Below are 15,675 nucleotides of genomic sequence, written 5' to 3' on the forward strand. Positions count from 1 at the left end.
TCAGTTCACCTTCACGTCGGCGCGCGCGATGTAGTCGGAAAAAGTCTCGGACAGGCCCGCGCTCTCGAGCAGCTGCGCGAGCGCCTGCACGTAGTCGTTGGCGGCCTGCGCGCGTTCGGTCAGCACCTTGGCCTGGTTGGTCTCGGCGTCGATCAGGTCGAGCGTGGTGCTGGTGCCTTCGCGCAGCCCGGCGGTGCGCAGCTTGACCACCTCCTGTGCGAGCTCGACCGAGACCTTCATCTCGAGGTACTGGCGGCGCGCGTTGTCCAGCGCGCGCCAGTTGCGTTCGACCAGCAGCGAGATGTCGCTGCGCGCCTGCAGGTCGGTGCGCTCGGCCTGTTCGACCTGCTTGTGCGAGGCGGCCGACAGCGCGTTGCGGTCGACCGAGTCGTACAGCGTCCAGCGCACGCCCAAGCCGGCCACCCAGTCGGCGTTGCCGCTCTTGATCTCGCGCGTGCCGAAGGCGATGACCTGCGGACGGCGCAGCGCTTCTTCGCCCTCGTGCAGCTGCTCGGCCTGCGCCTTCTTGGCCGCGACCTTGCCCAGGCCCGGATGCCGCGTGAGCGCCGCATCGATGAAGTGGCCGAGCGGTTCGATCGGTGCGCTGATGAGAAACAGCGGCGTCTGCGGCGTGACGCTGCCCTCGGCGCGCACGGTGCGCGCCAGGGCCACGCCGGCCAGTGCGGCGTCGTTCTCGGCCTTGCGGGCGTTGCGGCGCGCTTCTTCATACGCGGCGCTGGCCTGCAGCCGCTCGACGCGGGAAATGACGCCGGCCGCGAGCATCTTCTGCGCCGCCGCGTCGTGCTGGGCGATGGTGCGCTCGGCCTGCAGGCGCAGCGTGGCGGCGCGCTGTGCGAGCTGGGCGCCGAAGTAGCGCTGCACCAGCAGCGTGTCGACCTCGTGGCCGGCCTGTTCGGCGTCGGCCTGGGCTTCGCGTGCCTGCGCTGAGACAAAGCCACGCACCGCGTCGGTTGCGCCGCCCAGGTAGAGCGGCCACACGGCCGACACCGAGGCGTTGGCGCCGGTGTCGTGGCGGTTCAGCGTGTAGCTGTTGGGCAGCTGCGGAATCGGCACGCGCGAGACGAAGCTCTGGATCGACGGCGGCAGCGACGAGCCGATCTGGCCGAGCTTCTGGTTGAGCGGGTCGAGGTCGAGGTTCAGGTTCGCGTTGTACGCATAGGCCAGCCCCGAGATGCTGACCACCGGCCCGCCCAGGCGCTTGACGCCCTCGCTCTGCAGTTCCTTGGCCTCGACGGCGATGCGCGCCGCGGCCAGCTTGTCGGAGCGCTCGACCATGCGCTGGCGCGCGGCGTCGAAGCTCAGCGCCAGCGTGGAGGTGGTGTCGCCGCGGGCCTGCTGCTGCGCGAAAGCCGCGCCGCCGAGGAAGGCCGGCAACAGCAGCAGCAGGGACGGAAGAAGGGCGAGGCGAGGTCGTGTCATCGGCATCAGGCGGTCTTGTGCAGCAGGGCGTCGAGCTCCTGCTGCAGGATCACGGGAAAGGCGGCCTGCACCGCCCCGGTGGCCAATGGCCGTGCTTTCTCGAGCAGCTGCGCGGCGCGGCCGGCATCGAGGGTGTCGCCGGAGAGCAGGCTGTCGGCCAGCGTGCGCAGCCAGCGCCGCGCCACGGTGCGCAGCGTGCGGACCATGGTTTCCTGCATGCCGATCACCGCTTCGAGCGGCAGGCCGAGCGCGGCCAGCTGTTCGGCGACCTGGCCGAGCGCCGGGCTCAGCACCTGCACCTGGCCGTCGGGCAGTTCGCGCATGAGGCCGGCGCGGGTGGCGCGGCCGAGCAGGGCGGGCGTCATCTGGCCCTGCCACTTGGTGGCCAGCGCCTGGGCCGACACCACCACGGGCGTTTCTTCGGCGAACAAGCTGCCCGACACCGAGCGGGCCACGGCCAGCAGGTCGGGCCAGGTGGAAGCCGGCGCGCGCGTGAAGATGCGGCGGATCGCCTCGATGCCGAAGCCCTGTTCGCGCAGTTCGCGGATCAGCGCCAGGCGTTGGACGTGGTCGGGGCCGTACAGGCCGAGCCGGCCCTGCAGCCGCGGCGGCGGCAGCAGGCCGCCCGTGGTGTAGGCGCGGATGTTGCGCACCGTGACGCCCGTGCGCGCCGCCAGGGCCTCGATGGAGAGGTCCTGCGGGGCGGTGGAATCGGGCGTGGCGGTGGATGCGTTCATGTGACAGTTTCAATGTTACATCGAAAATGTTGCATAAAGCCAGCCCGGATCGCGCGGTCCGGGCGGGGCATCCTCAGCCCGGCTTGCGCTGCGCCGGGTCGTAGAAGAACTGTTCTTCGGCGATGCGCTCGCCGTCCCAGCGCTGCCAGGCGATCTCTTCCATGCGCATGCGCCCGCCGCCCTTGAACGTGAACTCGAAGATCCAGTGGATGCCGACGTGGTCGCCATTCACCAGCACCGGCCGCACGCAGGTCGATGCCACCGACTCGGTGCGTGCGAGCACGGCGCTTTCCTGCGCGACCAGCGTGTTGCGCCCGCGCCGCGGCTCGGCCTGGTTCTCGCGCATCGTGGCGTCTTCGGTGTAGAAATCTTCGATGACCTGGGCATGCGCGCCGCCTTCGACGGCGGCAATGAAGGCTTCGAGCCGGGCGGGCGTGGGCATGTCAGGACTTCACTTTCACTTCGACGCGGCGCGCTTCCGAGGCCGGCCCGTCGGCCTGCGACTGCTCGGGCTTGGCGAGTTCGATCTTGTCTTCGGGTGCGCCCCCCGCCTTGATGGCGTCGCGCACGGCCATGGCGCGCTGCTTGGCCAGTTCGGCGTTCTTGGCCGCGTCGCCGCTGGCGTCGTGGTAGCCGCTCACCAGCACGGTGCTGCCGCTCTGCACGGCCTTGATGACATCGGACAGCGCCTCCTTGGCATTGGGTGCGACCTCGGCGCTGGCGCTCGCGAAGTAGAACTTCACGATGCCGTTCTCGACCTTCACCGCGGCGGCTTCGGTGGCCCCGACGGCCGCCGAGGCGAGGGTGGCGGCCGGCGTGGCCGCCGGCGCCATCGCGGCGGGAGCGGTGGCAGCAGGCGGCGTCTCGACCTTGGTCGGCACGGCCGCTGCCGCATCGCCGGCGTGGAACTTGACCACCAGCGGCACGATCAGCAGCGCCACGATGTTGATGATCTTGATCAGCGGGTTCACTGCCGGGCCGGCCGTGTCCTTGTAGGGGTCGCCCACGGTGTCGCCGGTGACCGCTGCCTTGTGCGCCTCGGAGCCCTTGCCGCCGTGGTGACCATCCTCGATGTACTTCTTGGCGTTGTCCCACGCACCGCCGCCCGTGCACATCGAGATGGCGACGAACAGGCCGGTGACGATGGTGCCCATCAGCAGGCCGCCCAGCGCCTTCGGCCCGAGCAGCAGGCCGACCAGGATCGGCACCACCACCGGCAGCAGCGACGGGATCATCATTTCCTTGATGGCCGCGCCGGTCAGCATGCCCACGGCCTTGCCGTACTCGGGCTTGCCGGTGCCTTCCATGATCCCGGGGATCTCGCGGAACTGGCGGCGCACTTCTTCCACCACCGCACCGGCCGCGCGGCCCACGGCCTCCATGGCCATCGCACCGAACAGGTAGGGAATCAGGCCGCCGATGAACAGGCCCACGATCACCATCGGGTCGCTCAGGTTGAAGCTGATGTTCAGCCCGAAGCTTTCCAGCTTGTGGGTGTAGTCGGCGAACAGCACCAGCGAGGCGAGGCCGGCCGAGCCGATCGCGTAGCCCTTGGTCACGGCCTTGGTCGTGTTGCCGACGGCGTCGAGCGGGTCGGTCACGGCGCGCACGCTGTCGGGCAGCTCGCTCATCTCGGCGATGCCGCCGGCGTTGTCGGTGATCGGGCCGTAGGCGTCCAGTGCCACCACGATGCCGGCCATGCTCAGCATCGACGTGGCAGCGACTGCAATGCCGTACAGGCCGGCCAGTGAATACGACGCCAGGATCGCGATGCACACGAAGATCACCGGCCAGGCCGTCGAACGCATCGACACGCCCAGGCCCGCGATGATGTTGGTGCCGTGGCCCGTGGTCGAGGCTTGCGCGATGTGCTGCACGGGCTTGTACTGCGTGCCCGTGTAGTACTCGGTGACCCACACCAGCGCGGCCGTGAGCGCCAGGCCCACGAAGCAGGCGCCGAACAGTTTCAGCTGGCTGCCGCTGGCAGAGATGGCGTTGTCGGGAATGATCCAGCTCGTGACGAACCAGAACGCGATCAGCGACAGGATGCCCGCCACCGCCAGCCCCTTGTAGAGCGCCGGCATCACGTTGACCATGCCCGGTGAGGCCTTCACGAAGAAGCAGCCGATGATCGACGCGATGATCGACACGCCGCCCAGCGCCAGCGGGTACAGCACCGCGTCCAGCGGCGCTGCCGTGACCATCAGCGCGCCCAGCACCATGGTGGCGATGAGCGTCACCGCGTAGGTCTCGAACAGGTCGGCCGCCATGCCGGCGCAGTCGCCGACGTTGTCGCCCACGTTGTCGGCGATCACTGCCGGGTTGCGCGGGTCGTCTTCCGGAATGCCGGCTTCGACCTTGCCCACCAGGTCGGCACCGACGTCAGCGCCCTTGGTGAAGATGCCGCCGCCCAGGCGCGCGAAGATCGAGATCAGCGAGGAGCCGAAGGCAAAGCCGATCAGCGGGTTGAGCAGGGCCGCCAGGCCGTGGTCCGCCTTGGGCGCGCTGCCCGCCAGGAACCAGTAGAAGCCCGTCACGCCCAGCAGGCCCAGGCCCACCACCAGCATGCCGGTGATGGCGCCGCCGCGAAACGCCACGTCGAGCGCCGGGCCGATGCCCTTGGTCGCGGCTTGAGCGGTGCGCACGTTGGCGCGCACCGACACGTTCATGCCGATGAAACCGCAGGCGCCCGAGAGCACCGCGCCGACCACGAAGCCGACGGCCGTGGTCAGGTCGAGGAAGAGGGCGATGAGCACCGCGAGCACCGCGCCGACCACCGCGATGGTGGTGTACTGCTTGGCGAGGTAGGCCGAGGCGCCGGCCTGGATGGCCGCGGCGATTTCCTGCATCCGGGCGTTGCCCGGGTCCTTGGCGAGAATCCAACTTCGGGCCCAGAAACCGTAGCCTACGGCCACCAGGCCGCAGACGATGGCAAGAATCAGGGGGGTGTTGCCGCTCATGCTTTGCTTCTCCATTCGTTCGTTGTGACTTGTGGAGACGGACAGCCTGGGCCCTGCGCGCAACGCGTACGGGACCATGTTCTCCGCCGCGTTGCTTCCTCGAAGCTCACTGCACCGAAGGTGCGGAGCCGATTGGCCAACGCTTGCAATTTACAGGCAAAAACACACACGCGTGCGACCGGCCCGTGACACGGAAAGTAAACTCCGGGTTTGTCCCCATCCGTCTCATACTTTTCAACTACTCGAAAAACGTCATGTCCTTCGACAAAGTCTCCCCCGGCAAGAACGTCCCCGACGCCTTCAATGTCGTGATCGAAATCCCGATGAACGCCGACCCGATCAAGTACGAAGTCGACAAGGAATCGGGCGCGATCTTCGTGGACCGCTTCATGACGACGGCCATGTACTACCCCGCCAACTACGGCTACGTGCCGCAGACCCTGTCGGGCGACGGCGACCCGGTCGACGTGCTGGTGATCGCCCCGTACCCGCTGCTGCCGGGCGTGGTCGTGCCCTGCCGCCCCCTGGGCATCCTGATGATGGAAGACGAAGCCGGCGTCGACGGCAAGGTGCTGGCCGTGCCCACCGACAAGGTGCTGCCGATCTACAGCCACTGGAAGTCGGTCGACGACGTGAACCCGATGCGCCTGAAGGCCATCAGCCACTTCTTCGAGCACTACAAGGACCTGGAAGCCGGCAAGTGGGTCAAGGTGCTGGGCTGGGAAGGCATCGACGCCGCCAAGAAGGAAGTTCTTGACGGCATCGCCGCGTACAAGAAGTAATTTTTTCTTTCGCTTGAAAGAGACGGCCTGGATGCTCCGGGCCGTCAGCCCTGGACCGCATCCCCGGCCAGCCGCATCCATTCGCGGTTGACGCCTCGCGCATGCGAGTTCCAGTGGCGCGCAGCCTGCTGCAGTTCGTCCCATTGACGGCGCGCACCGGCGGTGTCGCCTTGCTGCGCCAGCCACGCGATGTAGCGGGCGCGCGTTTCCACCGTGTTGTAGCTGCTCAGCGCCGTCTCGAAGGCTTCGCGCGCTTCCGGCGTGCGGCCTTCGGCGGCGAGCGCGCGGGCGTTCAGCACGGCGACCTCGTCCTTGCGGTAGTCGTCGCGCGTGGCGCGCAGGGCCTGCAGTGCCAAGTGCGCCTCGCGGCCCGAGGCTGGGCTGCCTTCGGCGACCAGGGCGCTGGCCAGGCCGAACTGCAACTCGGGGTCGGACGCGAAGGGGCCCTTCAGCGCGTCGCGGTAGTGCCCGACGGCGTCGGCCGCCTGGCCGCGGTCGAGTGCCGCCTTGGCCAGGCGCAGCTTGTTCTGGGCCGTGGGTGCGAGGTCGTAGGCCTCGGCGGCGGCGCGGTATTCGCGCTCGGGGTCGATGAAGCCGATGGCTGCACTGGCCACCTTGCCGGCGGTGCGCTGCATGCGCGAGGCGGGCAGGTACTCGACCACGAAGTACACGATGCTGCCGAGCAACGGAAAGCTGAAGAGGATGATGAGCCAGTACATCTGCTTGCCGTGGCGCATGGCATGCACGGCGAAGTACAGCGCGATGAAGATGTGCAGTCCCAGTCCGACGAATGGCATCGGTGCTCCCTGTGTGTTGTGTGTGGTTGTTTGAGTGCCGGGCGGCTTTATAGCAGCCCCCGGCGCTCCCACGCCGCTCAGGTCGCCTTGAATGGGCTGCGTTCGCCGAGGTGGTCCAGGTAGTTCTCGATGCCGGCGCCTTCGCGCTCGAGGAAGCGCTCGACCGCATCCGCGAACGACGGGTGCGCGAGCCAGTGGGCGCTGGTGGTGCGCACCGGCATCAGCGCGCGGGCCATCTTGTGCTCGCCTTGCGCGCCGCCTTCGAAGCGTGCCGCGCCGTGCGCGATGCACCAGGCGATCGGCTGGTAGTAGCAGGCCTCGAAATGCAGGCAATCGACGCGCTCCAGTGCGCCCCAGTAGCGGCCGTAGGCCACCAGCGGTTGCGCCTCGTCGGTGGAGAGCGCGATCAGGCTGGTGGCGATGGGGCGCCCGTCGCGCTCTGCGACGAACAGCAGCCAGGCCTCGGGCAGCGTGTCGGCCATGCGCTGGAAGAAATCGCGCGTGAGGTAGGGCGGGTTGCCGTGCTCGCGGTAGGTGCGCTCGTAGCAGCGATAGAAGAAATCCCAGTCGGCGGCGGCGATGTCGGTGCCGCGCGACCAGCGGAAGCTGACGCCGGCCTCGGCGACCTTGCGGCGCTCCTGGCGGATCTTCTTGCGCTTGTCGTGCGAGAGGCTGGCGAGGAAGGCGTCGAAGTCTGCGTAGCTGGGCTGCGTGTTCGTCCAATGAAACTGCACCGTGTGGCGTCGCATCAGCCCGGCTTCGGTGCACGCGGCGATGTCGGCGTCGGCGCCGAACAGCAGATGCAAAGACGAAAGTTCCTGTTCCTTGCAGACCGCCACCAGCGCCTGCACCAGCAGCGTGCGGCTTGGCGCGTCGCGTGCCAGCAGCCGGGCGCCGGGCACGGGCGTGAAGGGCGCCGCCACCACCGCCTTCGGGTAGTAGGCGAGCCCGTGCTGCTCGTAGGCGTTGGCCCAGGCCCAGTCGAACACGTACTCGCCGTAGGAATGGTCCTTGAGGTAGAGCGCGCAGGCGGCTTCGAGCACATCGCCGCGCCAGAGCGTGACGAACTGCGGCGTCCATCCGCGCTCGGGCGAGGCGCTGCCGCTGTCGTGCATCGCCGCGAGGTATTCGTGGCGCATGAAGGGCGAGGGCTCGGGCTGCGCGGCGAGCAGGGCGTTCCAGGCTTGCGGGTCGATGTCCGACGGCGACGCCAGAACCCGAATGACATAATCGTTCAAGCCTTTTTCTTCCTTCTGTATGACGCTCAAGCTCGCCATCGCGCAACTCAATTTTGTGGTGGGCGACCTCGTCGACAATGCGCAGAAGATCGTCGGCGCCGCACGCGAGGCCTACGCGCAAGGCGCGCGCCTTCTGCTGACACCCGAACTCTCGATTGCCGGCTATGCAGCGGAAGACCTGTTCCTCCGTCCCGCCTTCACCGAAGCCTGTGATGATGCCGTGAAAGGCATCGCCGCCGCGCTGGCCGACCTCAAAGACATGGTCGTGGTGGTGGGGCATCCCAGCGGCGGCAGCCTGCGCAGCCGATCCGTGGCCGTGCAGCTGCGCCACAACGCGGCCAGCGTCCTCAAGGAAGGCCGCATCCTCGAGACCTACGCCAAGCGCGAGCTGCCGAACTACCAGGTGTTCGACGAGCGCCGCTACTTCACGCCGGGGCAGGGCACCTGCGTGTTCGAGGCGGGGGGCGTGTCGGTCGGCCTGCTGATCTGCGAGGACGCCTGGTTCGACGCGCCGGCCGAGCTGGCGCGCGCCGGCGGTGCCGAGGTGCTGGCGGTGATCAATGCCTCGCCGTACCACGTGGGCAAGGAAGGCGAACGCGTGGCGCGCATGGCCGACCGCGCACGCGCCGTGGGCCTGCCGCTGGTCTACGCGCACCTGGTGGGCGGGCAGGACGAGGTGGTGTTCGACGGCGCCTCGTTCGCGCTGCAGGCCGACGGCGCGCTGGCCGCGCAGGCCGAGAGCTTTCGCGAGCGGCTGGTCTTCATGGAGCTCGCGCGCGAGGCGCAGGGCGGCATTGCCGTCGTGGCCGACCCGTCGGCCATCGCCGCGCCGCGCGACGCCGAAGCGCAGCTGTGGGATGCCCTGGTGCTCGGCGTGCGCGACTACATCGGCAAGAACGGTTTCCCGGGTGCGATCCTGGGGCTGTCGGGCGGCATCGATTCGGCGCTGGTGCTCGCGATCGCGGTGGACGCGCTGGGCAAGGACAAGGTCCGTGCGGTGATGATGCCGTCGCCCTACACGGCCGACATCAGCTGGATCGATGCGCGCGACATGGCCGGCCGGCTGGGCGTGCGCTACGACGAGATTTCGATCCGGCACACCTTCGAATCCTTCAAGGCCGCACTGGCCGGGGAGTTCGCGGGCCGGCCGGAAGACACGGCCGAGGAGAACCTCCAGGCCCGCATCCGCGGCACGCTGCTCATGGGGCTGTCGAACAAGTTCGGCGCCATCGTGCTGACCACCGGCAACAAGAGCGAGATGGCCACCGGCTACTGCACGCTCTACGGCGACATGGCGGGCGGCTTCGCGGTCATCAAGGACCTGCTCAAGACCACGGTGTTCGCGCTGGCGCGCTGGCGCAACGCCCACGACCCGTACGGCACCGGGGCGGTGCCGATTCCCGAGCGCATCATCACGCGGCCCCCGAGCGCCGAGCTGCGCCCCGACCAGACCGACCAGGACAGCCTGCCGCCCTACGACGTGCTGGACGGCATCCTGGCACGCTACATGCAGGACGATGAAGGCATCGACGAGATCATTGCCGCGGGCTACGACCGCGCGGTGGTCGAGCGGGTTGCACGGCTCATCAGGATCAACGAATACAAGCGGCGCCAGGCGCCCGTAGGCATCCGGGTCACCCACCGAAGCTTCGGCAAGGATTGGCGTTACCCTATCACCAGCAAGTTCAACGAAACCGCCGGAGCACAAAAACCATGAAGCAGATCACCGCCATCGTCAAACCCTTCAAGCTCGAGGACGTGCGCGAAGCCCTCGCCGAGGTGGGTGTCACCGGCCTCACGGTGACCGAGGTCAAGGGTTTCGGCCGCCAGAAGGGCCACACCGAGCTGTACCGCGGCGCCGAGTACGTGGTCGACTTCCTGCCCAAGATGAAGGTCGAAGTGGTCGTCAACGAGAGCGACGTGGAGCGCTGCATCGAGGCCATCGTGAGCTCGGCGCGCACCGGCAAGATCGGCGACGGCAAGATCTTCGTGACCGAGGTGGAGCGCATCGTGCGCATCCGCACCGGCGAAGAAAACGAAAACGCAGTTTAGGCTCGCCCCCAGGCTACGCGCACTTCGTGTCGCTACGCCAACCCCCTACCGGGGGCAACACCAGAGGCCCGGCAAAGCCGGTTCCGCGGTGTTCGCTGGAATGGGACGGGCCCGGTCAGAGGTTCTCTGACAGGCGGTCGTCGCGGGGGTGCAGGGGGACTTCGGTGCGCAGCGCGGTCAGCAGTTCGGGCACGTCGGTGCCGGTGCGCACCAGGTCCATCTGCCATTCGCCCATGAAACCCTCGCGCACGCTGTGCGCCAGGAAGCTCAGCAGGCCGTCGTAGTAGCCGGCGGTGTTGAGGATGCCGGTCGGCTTGTCGTGGTAGCCGAGCTGGCGCCAGGTCCAGATCTCGAACAGTTCTTCGAAGGTGCCGATGCCGCCCGCCATCGCGAGGAAGGCGTCGGCGCGCTCGCCCATCATGGCCTTGCGCTCGTGCATGGTGTCGACCACGTGCAGCTCGTCGCACAGGGGGTTGGCCAGTTCCTTGTCGACCAGGGCCTTGGGAATGATGCCGACGACGCGGCCGCCCGCCATGCGGGTGGCCTCGGCCACGGTGCCCATCAGGCCGGTGCGCCCACCGCCGTAGACCAGCTGGCCGCCGTTCTGGCCGATCCATTGGCCCACGGCCTGGGCGGCCTGGGAAAACTCGGGGCGCTCGCCGGGGCGCGAGCCGCAATACACGCAAATCGAAAATTCAGGAGTCATCCTGCGATCATGCCGCAGGCGGCAGACCCGCTCATGACATGAAGCGTTGCCACAGGGCTGCGGCCCAGATGCCGCCGCACAGTGTGAGCGACAGCAGGACGGCGGCACTGCCCATGTCCTTCGCGCGCTTGGAGAGGTCGTGCCATTCGGGGCCGATGCGGTCGATGGCGGCTTCCACAGCCGTGTTGAGCAGCTCGACGATCATCACGAGGACGGCGCTGCCGGCGAGCAGCGCCACCTCGACCCAGCTACGCCCCAGCCAGAAGGCGGCCGGGATCATGATCATCGACAGGATGGCCTCCTGGCGGAACGCCGGCTCGGTCCAGCCGGCACGCAGGCCGTGCAGCGAGATCAGCGTGGCATGCCAGACGCGCTCGAGGCCCTTGCGGGCCTTTTGCGGGTTCACGGCGGGGTCGGGCAAGGCACTCATTGGCGGCTCATCGGTTTGGAGGTGATGAGCCGCGTACCGGCCCAGGCGTCGTGCCAGAACTGGCGCTCGGGGTGAAAACGGGCCAGCAGCGCCCAGACGGCAACCCAGCCGAAGATCAGGACGGTCGATTCGCCGCCGGACAGCTTGAACGGGGCGATGGCGGCCAGCGGCGGCAGGAACCACACCCAGCTCAGCAGGTAGCGCGCCAGCGCACGGCCCTGGCTGACGGGCTGGCCCTGGCGGTCGACGATGCGGATGTTCCATGTCTTCATGGCCAGCGTCTGGCCCTTGGCCCAGAACCACACGAAGTAGACACCGAACACCACGAACAGGAAGGCCTGGAGCAGGTGCCGCCGCTCGTCCATGGCGTCGCGCATCTGGCCCAGCGTGCTGAACAGCCAGCCGGACACGAACACGACCGCGAACAGCAGCATGCCTTCATAAAGCCAGCAGGCCATGCGACGCCAGAGGCCAGGCACGGCCGGCGAGACGCCGTGGCCGGTTGTGGCGGGAAGGGGCGAGGCCGACTGGCCGGGACCCGAGGTCTCGGGAGAACTGGAAACCATCGACGTCTTGTCAGGGAGCGGAGGACGGCGCCGGCACCTGCGCTTCGGCGGGCACCGGGGGCGGCGTGACGCCGTTCGGCGTGGAGGTCGAGGCCGCCGGGACGGCGACGGTGCTGGTCGGTGCGGGCGCGCGTTCCGTTGCTGCGGGCGACGTTGCCGGCGAACTCACCACGACGGCCGCCGGCGGCGGCACGGGCGTGGGGAGCGTGGCCGGCACGATGCGGGGCGTGTGCTGTCCGGGCGGCGTGACGGCCGGCACGGGCACGAGTTTTTGCGATGAAACCGGGCGCACCGGCACGGCGGCGCCGCGCGGCTTGGGCGGTGCGCGCTCGGCGAGCTTGCGCTTTTCTTCTTCGCTCAGCGCCTGGTACTGCTCCCACTTGAGCCTGCGCTCGTCGGCGGGAACCCGCTTGACCTCGGCGAAGTTCAGGCGGGCCTGGGTGCGCTGCTGGTTGCTCAGTGCCGCCCACTCGATCATGCGGCTGTGCAGCGTGACCTGATCGTCGGCGGGCATGTTCGCGTAGTTGCGCGACAGGGCCAGCCATTTGCGCTTTTGGCCGACGTTCAGCGTGTTCCAGTGCAAGGCCAGCGGCTTCAGGGCGTATTGCTGCTCGGTGCTCAGGTCGCTCCAGAGGGGCCTGGTCGTGGTGGCGACGCCCTTGGGGCTTGCTGCGCCATTGGTGCCTGCGGCGTGCGTGGCGGGCTTGGTGGCTTCGGGCAGCGTCTGCGCATCGGCCAGTGTCAGGCCGAAGACGGCGGCTGCCAGCGCACCCGCCCAAACGACGGCGCCCGCCGGGAGCGGGCGCAACGGAAGCAGGGCTTTCGCACGGGAAACGGAGCGGCGTCGCATTCGGTCGGGCAAGGTGTTCAGTCGGAGGCGCTGTCGGACTTCAGGAATTGGGCGAAGCCGGGATCGGTGTAGGCGGCGGGCGGCAGGTCGCCCGTCAGCAGGGCCGAGTCGACCTCGGCGAGTTCGCTGGCGCGGTCGTCGTCCTGCATCACGCTGATGGTGATCAGGCCGGCCACCAGGGCGATGAGTGGCACCACGGAGCCGATGCGGGTCCACCAACTGCCACCCAGCGTGACCGTGTGGCCCGACTGGACCGCGACAGGTGCCGTGCGCAGCTGCGGGGCCAGCTTGCGCGCAGCCACGGCCTGCGAGCGAGCCACGCGCAGGCGCTCGCTGATGTCGTGCGGCAACGCTTGATTGCCGTCCGACAGCCGGGCCGCCAGCCGTTGGCCGAAGCGGTCTTCTGCAGCGTTGGATTGAGAGGTTGGAACCTTGGTATTCATAGCGATATTCCCTTGGCTTTGAGCGCCTTGCTCAGAGCGTGGACGGCTCGCGAACAATGGGTTTTGACGCTGCCCTCGGAGCAGCCCATCGCGGCGGCCGTCTCTGCGACGTCCATTTCCTCCCAGTAACGCATCAGGAAAGCCTCGCGTTGACGGCCGGGCAAAGCCGCGATCTGTTCTTCGATTTCGTGAAAGACCTGGCTGCGGCGGGTGGTGTCTTCGGCGCTCTCCGATTCTCTGGAGTCGGTGGGCGAGACAAAGTTCTCCAGCAGGTCGAAATCCTCGCCGTTATCGGCCGGTTCGAAGTCGCTGAGGTTGGAGAAAAGGGCCCGGCGGGTTTTCTGGCGGCGGAACCAGTCGAGCGTGCAGTTCGACAGGATGCGCTGGAACAGCATCGGCAGTTCCTCGACAGGCTTGTCGCCGTAGTGCTGCGCCAGCTTCATCATGCTGTCCTGCACGATGTCCAGGGCCGCTTCTTCGTCCCGCACGTGATAGACCGAGCGCTTGAAGGCCCGTCGTTCGACGCTTTTCAGGAAGTCGGAGAGTTCGTGTTCAGTAGCCAAATGAGAGGGGGCGGCGGGACGCGCCGCGTGGGGAGGATGTTTGGCGAACGCTCATGTTTTTATGCCGCGGATTATGCCTTTGTGCCAAGACAGGGCACCTGAAGCGAGTCTGAACGCGCCGGTAGTGTCATAATCCGCCTTGCAAGTCAAAAGGCAAACGGGTCACGGTCCGGCGGAACATCAGTCCGCTCATGGCTTTGGCCTCAAGTCCTGGCGCGGCCCCACAAGGGCTGGCAAGGGGCACCCAAGGTTTTTCGTTCCCGAAAAAACACAAAGGTTGATCATGGAAATCTCGAAGGCGGAACTCGCTTCCGCAGCAGCCGCGTCCTCTGGCGCCGGCAACACCACGCAAGAACTCATGGGCGCTGAAGTGCTGATCAAGGCACTGCAGGCCGAAGGCGTTCAGTACGTCTGGGGCTATCCCGGCGGCGCGGTTCTCTACATCTACGACGCGTTCTACAAGCAGGACACCATCCAGCACGTGCTGGTGCGCCACGAACAGGCCGCCGTGCACGCAGCCGACGGCTATGCGCGCGCCACCGGCGAAGTCGGCGTGGCCCTGGTCACTTCCGGTCCCGGCCTGACCAATGCGGTCACCGGCATCGCGACGGCGTACATGGACTCGATCCCGATGGTGATCATTTCCGGCCAGGTGCCGACGGCCGCCATCGGCCTCGACGCCTTCCAGGAATGCGACACGGTCGGCATCACGCGCCCCATCGTCAAGCACAACTTCCTCGTCAAGGATCCGAAGGATCTGGCCATGACGATGAAGAAGGCCTTCCACATCGCACGCAGCGGCCGTCCTGGCCCCGTGGTGGTGGACGTGCCGAAGGACGTGTCCTTCAAGAAGGTTCCGTACAGCGGCTATCCCGACAAGGTCGAGATGCGCTCGTACAACCCGGTGCGCAAGGGCCACGGCGGACAGATCCGCAAGGCATTGCAACTGCTGCTGGCAGCCAAGCGCCCCTACATCTATACCGGCGGCGGCGTGCTCCTGGGCAATGCCACGAACGAGCTGCGCACGCTGGTCGACATGCTGGGGTACCCCGTCACGAACACGCTGATGGGCCTGGGCGCCTATCCGGCGAGCGACCGCAAGTTCCTGGGCATGCTGGGCATGCACGGCACCATCGAAGCCAACAACGCGATGCAGAACTGCGACGTGCTGCTGGCCGTGGGCGCGCGCTTCGACGACCGCGTGATCGGCAACCCGAAGCACTTCGCGCAGAACGAACGCAAGATCATTCACGTCGACATCGACCCGTCGAGCATCTCCAAGCGCGTGAAGGTCGACATCCCGATCGTCGGCGACGTGAAGGACGTGCTCACCGAGCTGATCTCGATGATCCGCGAGAGCACCGCCAAGCCCGACGCTGGCGCGCTGGCCGACTGGTGGAAGACCATCGAAAGCTGGCGCTCGCGCGACTGCCTCAAGTACGACCGCGACAACAAGGACGTGATCAAGCCGCAGTTCGTGGTCGAAACGCTCTGGAACATGACCAAGGACGCCGACACGTACATCACGTCGGACGTCGGCCAGCACCAGATGTGGGCTGCCCAGTACTACCGCTTCGACGAGCCGCGCCGCTGGATCAATTCGGGTGGTCTGGGCACCATGGGCGTGGGCATTCCCTACGCCATGGGCATCAAGCTCGCCAAGCCCGACTCGGAAGTGTTCACCATCACCGGCGAAGGCTCGGTGCAGATGTGCATCCAGGAACTGTCGACCTGCCTGCAGTACAACACGCCGATCAAGATCTGCTCGCTCAACAACCGCTACCTGGGCATGGTGCGCCAGTGGCAGGAGATCGAATACTCGGGCCGCTACAGCCACAGTTACATGGACGCGCTGCCCAACTTCGTGAAGCTCGCCGAGGCCTATGGCCACGTCGGCATGCTGATCGAGCGTCCACAAGACGTGGAGCCGGCGCTGCGCGAAGCGCGCAAGCTCAAGGACCGCACGGTGTTCATGGATTTCCGTACCGACCCCACCGAGAACGTGTTCCCGATGGTCAAGGCCGGCATGGGCATCACCGAGATGCTGCTGGGTTCCGAAGATCTCTGATCCGGAACGTTCGTTCGTTCAACTTTTTACTGACGAATCTATT

The 15,675-nt window shown here is 67.4% G+C and carries 16 protein-coding genes; 4 read left to right on the forward strand and 12 right to left on the reverse strand.

Annotated features, from left to right (window positions below; genetic code table 11):
* The 4 genes from AC07Q9_RS07020 to AC07Q9_RS07035 all read right to left on the reverse strand — a co-directional run bounded on the left by AC07Q9_RS07020 (position 1) and on the right by AC07Q9_RS07035 (position 5,137).
* Positions 1-1,440 (reverse strand): TolC family protein, encoded by a 1,440-nt coding sequence (locus AC07Q9_RS07020; protein WP_495308336.1) that lies wholly within the window; start codon positions 1,438-1,440, stop codon positions 1-3.
* A 5-nt stretch (positions 1,441-1,445) separates the two neighbouring features.
* Positions 1,446-2,177: a MerR family transcriptional regulator gene (locus AC07Q9_RS07025; protein ID WP_070060925.1), complete on the reverse strand. Its 732-nt coding sequence runs from the start codon at positions 2,175-2,177 to the stop codon at positions 1,446-1,448.
* Between the two features lie 73 nt (positions 2,178-2,250).
* Positions 2,251-2,619 carry a nuclear transport factor 2 family protein gene (locus AC07Q9_RS07030; RefSeq protein ID WP_489061493.1) on the reverse strand — a complete coding sequence of 123 codons (369 nt, stop codon included), beginning with the start codon at positions 2,617-2,619 and terminating at the stop codon, positions 2,251-2,253.
* A gap of 1 nt (position 2,620) precedes the next feature.
* The gene (locus tag AC07Q9_RS07035; RefSeq protein ID WP_495308339.1) at positions 2,621-5,137 is read right to left on the reverse strand and encodes a sodium-translocating pyrophosphatase; all 2,517 of its coding nucleotides are present in this window, start codon (positions 5,135-5,137) and stop codon (positions 2,621-2,623) included.
* 254 nt (positions 5,138-5,391) lie between these two features.
* On the opposite strand from AC07Q9_RS07035, the gene ppa reads away from it, so the two are divergent.
* Complete coding sequence (gene ppa / locus AC07Q9_RS07040) at positions 5,392-5,919, forward strand: inorganic diphosphatase (RefSeq protein WP_007834256.1); 528 nt, start codon at positions 5,392-5,394, stop codon at positions 5,917-5,919.
* 44 nt (positions 5,920-5,963) lie between these two features.
* On the opposite strand, the gene AC07Q9_RS07045 is transcribed toward ppa, so the two are convergent.
* Both AC07Q9_RS07045 and AC07Q9_RS07050 read right to left on the reverse strand, forming a co-directional pair.
* Positions 5,964-6,716, reverse strand: coding sequence for a hypothetical protein (locus AC07Q9_RS07045; RefSeq protein WP_495308340.1), 753 nt, complete (start codon positions 6,714-6,716; stop codon positions 5,964-5,966).
* Between the two features lie 77 nt (positions 6,717-6,793).
* A complete protein-coding gene (locus AC07Q9_RS07050; RefSeq protein WP_495308342.1) occupies positions 6,794-7,954 on the reverse strand; it encodes a GNAT family N-acetyltransferase in 1,161 nt (386 codons plus the stop codon).
* A gap of 19 nt (positions 7,955-7,973) precedes the next feature.
* Between AC07Q9_RS07050 and AC07Q9_RS07055 the strand changes: the two genes are divergently transcribed.
* A complete protein-coding gene (locus tag AC07Q9_RS07055) occupies positions 7,974-9,671 on the forward strand; it encodes an NAD+ synthase (protein ID WP_495308344.1) in 1,698 nt (565 codons plus the stop codon).
* Positions 9,668-10,006, forward strand: coding sequence for a P-II family nitrogen regulator (locus AC07Q9_RS07060; RefSeq protein ID WP_056580191.1), 339 nt, complete (start codon positions 9,668-9,670; stop codon positions 10,004-10,006). The genes AC07Q9_RS07055 and AC07Q9_RS07060 overlap by 4 nt, the downstream gene beginning before the upstream one ends.
* Positions 10,007-10,121: 115 nt before the next feature.
* Here AC07Q9_RS07060 and AC07Q9_RS07065 read toward each other — a convergent pair whose 3' ends face one another.
* From AC07Q9_RS07065 to AC07Q9_RS07090, 6 genes are read right to left on the reverse strand one after another with little or no spacing between them, the layout of a single operon-like run.
* On the reverse strand, positions 10,122-10,712 hold the full coding sequence (locus tag AC07Q9_RS07065; RefSeq protein ID WP_495308348.1) for an LOG family protein: 591 nt from the start codon (positions 10,710-10,712) through the stop codon (positions 10,122-10,124).
* Between the two features lie 31 nt (positions 10,713-10,743).
* Positions 10,744-11,142: a diacylglycerol kinase gene (locus AC07Q9_RS07070; RefSeq protein WP_495308350.1), complete on the reverse strand. Its 399-nt coding sequence runs from the start codon at positions 11,140-11,142 to the stop codon at positions 10,744-10,746.
* Positions 11,139-11,708, reverse strand: a complete 570-nt coding sequence (locus AC07Q9_RS07075; protein ID WP_495308352.1) for an RDD family protein — start codon at positions 11,706-11,708, stop codon at positions 11,139-11,141. Before AC07Q9_RS07075 ends, AC07Q9_RS07070 begins: the two co-directional genes overlap by 4 nt.
* Before the next feature lie 10 nt (positions 11,709-11,718).
* A complete protein-coding gene (locus tag AC07Q9_RS07080) occupies positions 11,719-12,516 on the reverse strand; it encodes a DUF3106 domain-containing protein (RefSeq protein WP_495308356.1) in 798 nt (265 codons plus the stop codon).
* A 59-nt stretch (positions 12,517-12,575) separates the two neighbouring features.
* Positions 12,576-13,001, reverse strand: a complete 426-nt coding sequence (locus AC07Q9_RS07085) for a DUF3619 family protein (protein ID WP_489061481.1) — start codon at positions 12,999-13,001, stop codon at positions 12,576-12,578.
* Positions 12,998-13,564, reverse strand: a complete 567-nt coding sequence (locus AC07Q9_RS07090; RefSeq protein WP_489061480.1) for an RNA polymerase sigma factor — start codon at positions 13,562-13,564, stop codon at positions 12,998-13,000. The genes AC07Q9_RS07085 and AC07Q9_RS07090 overlap by 4 nt, the downstream gene beginning before the upstream one ends.
* Before the next feature lie 283 nt (positions 13,565-13,847).
* Between AC07Q9_RS07090 and AC07Q9_RS07095 the strand changes: the two genes are divergently transcribed.
* A complete protein-coding gene (locus AC07Q9_RS07095; RefSeq protein ID WP_492676831.1) occupies positions 13,848-15,632 on the forward strand; it encodes an acetolactate synthase 3 catalytic subunit in 1,785 nt (594 codons plus the stop codon).
* The last annotated feature ends 43 nt before the right edge of the window (positions 15,633-15,675 follow it).

This window comes from Variovorax sp. GW821-FHT09A10 (genome assembly GCF_059418385.1).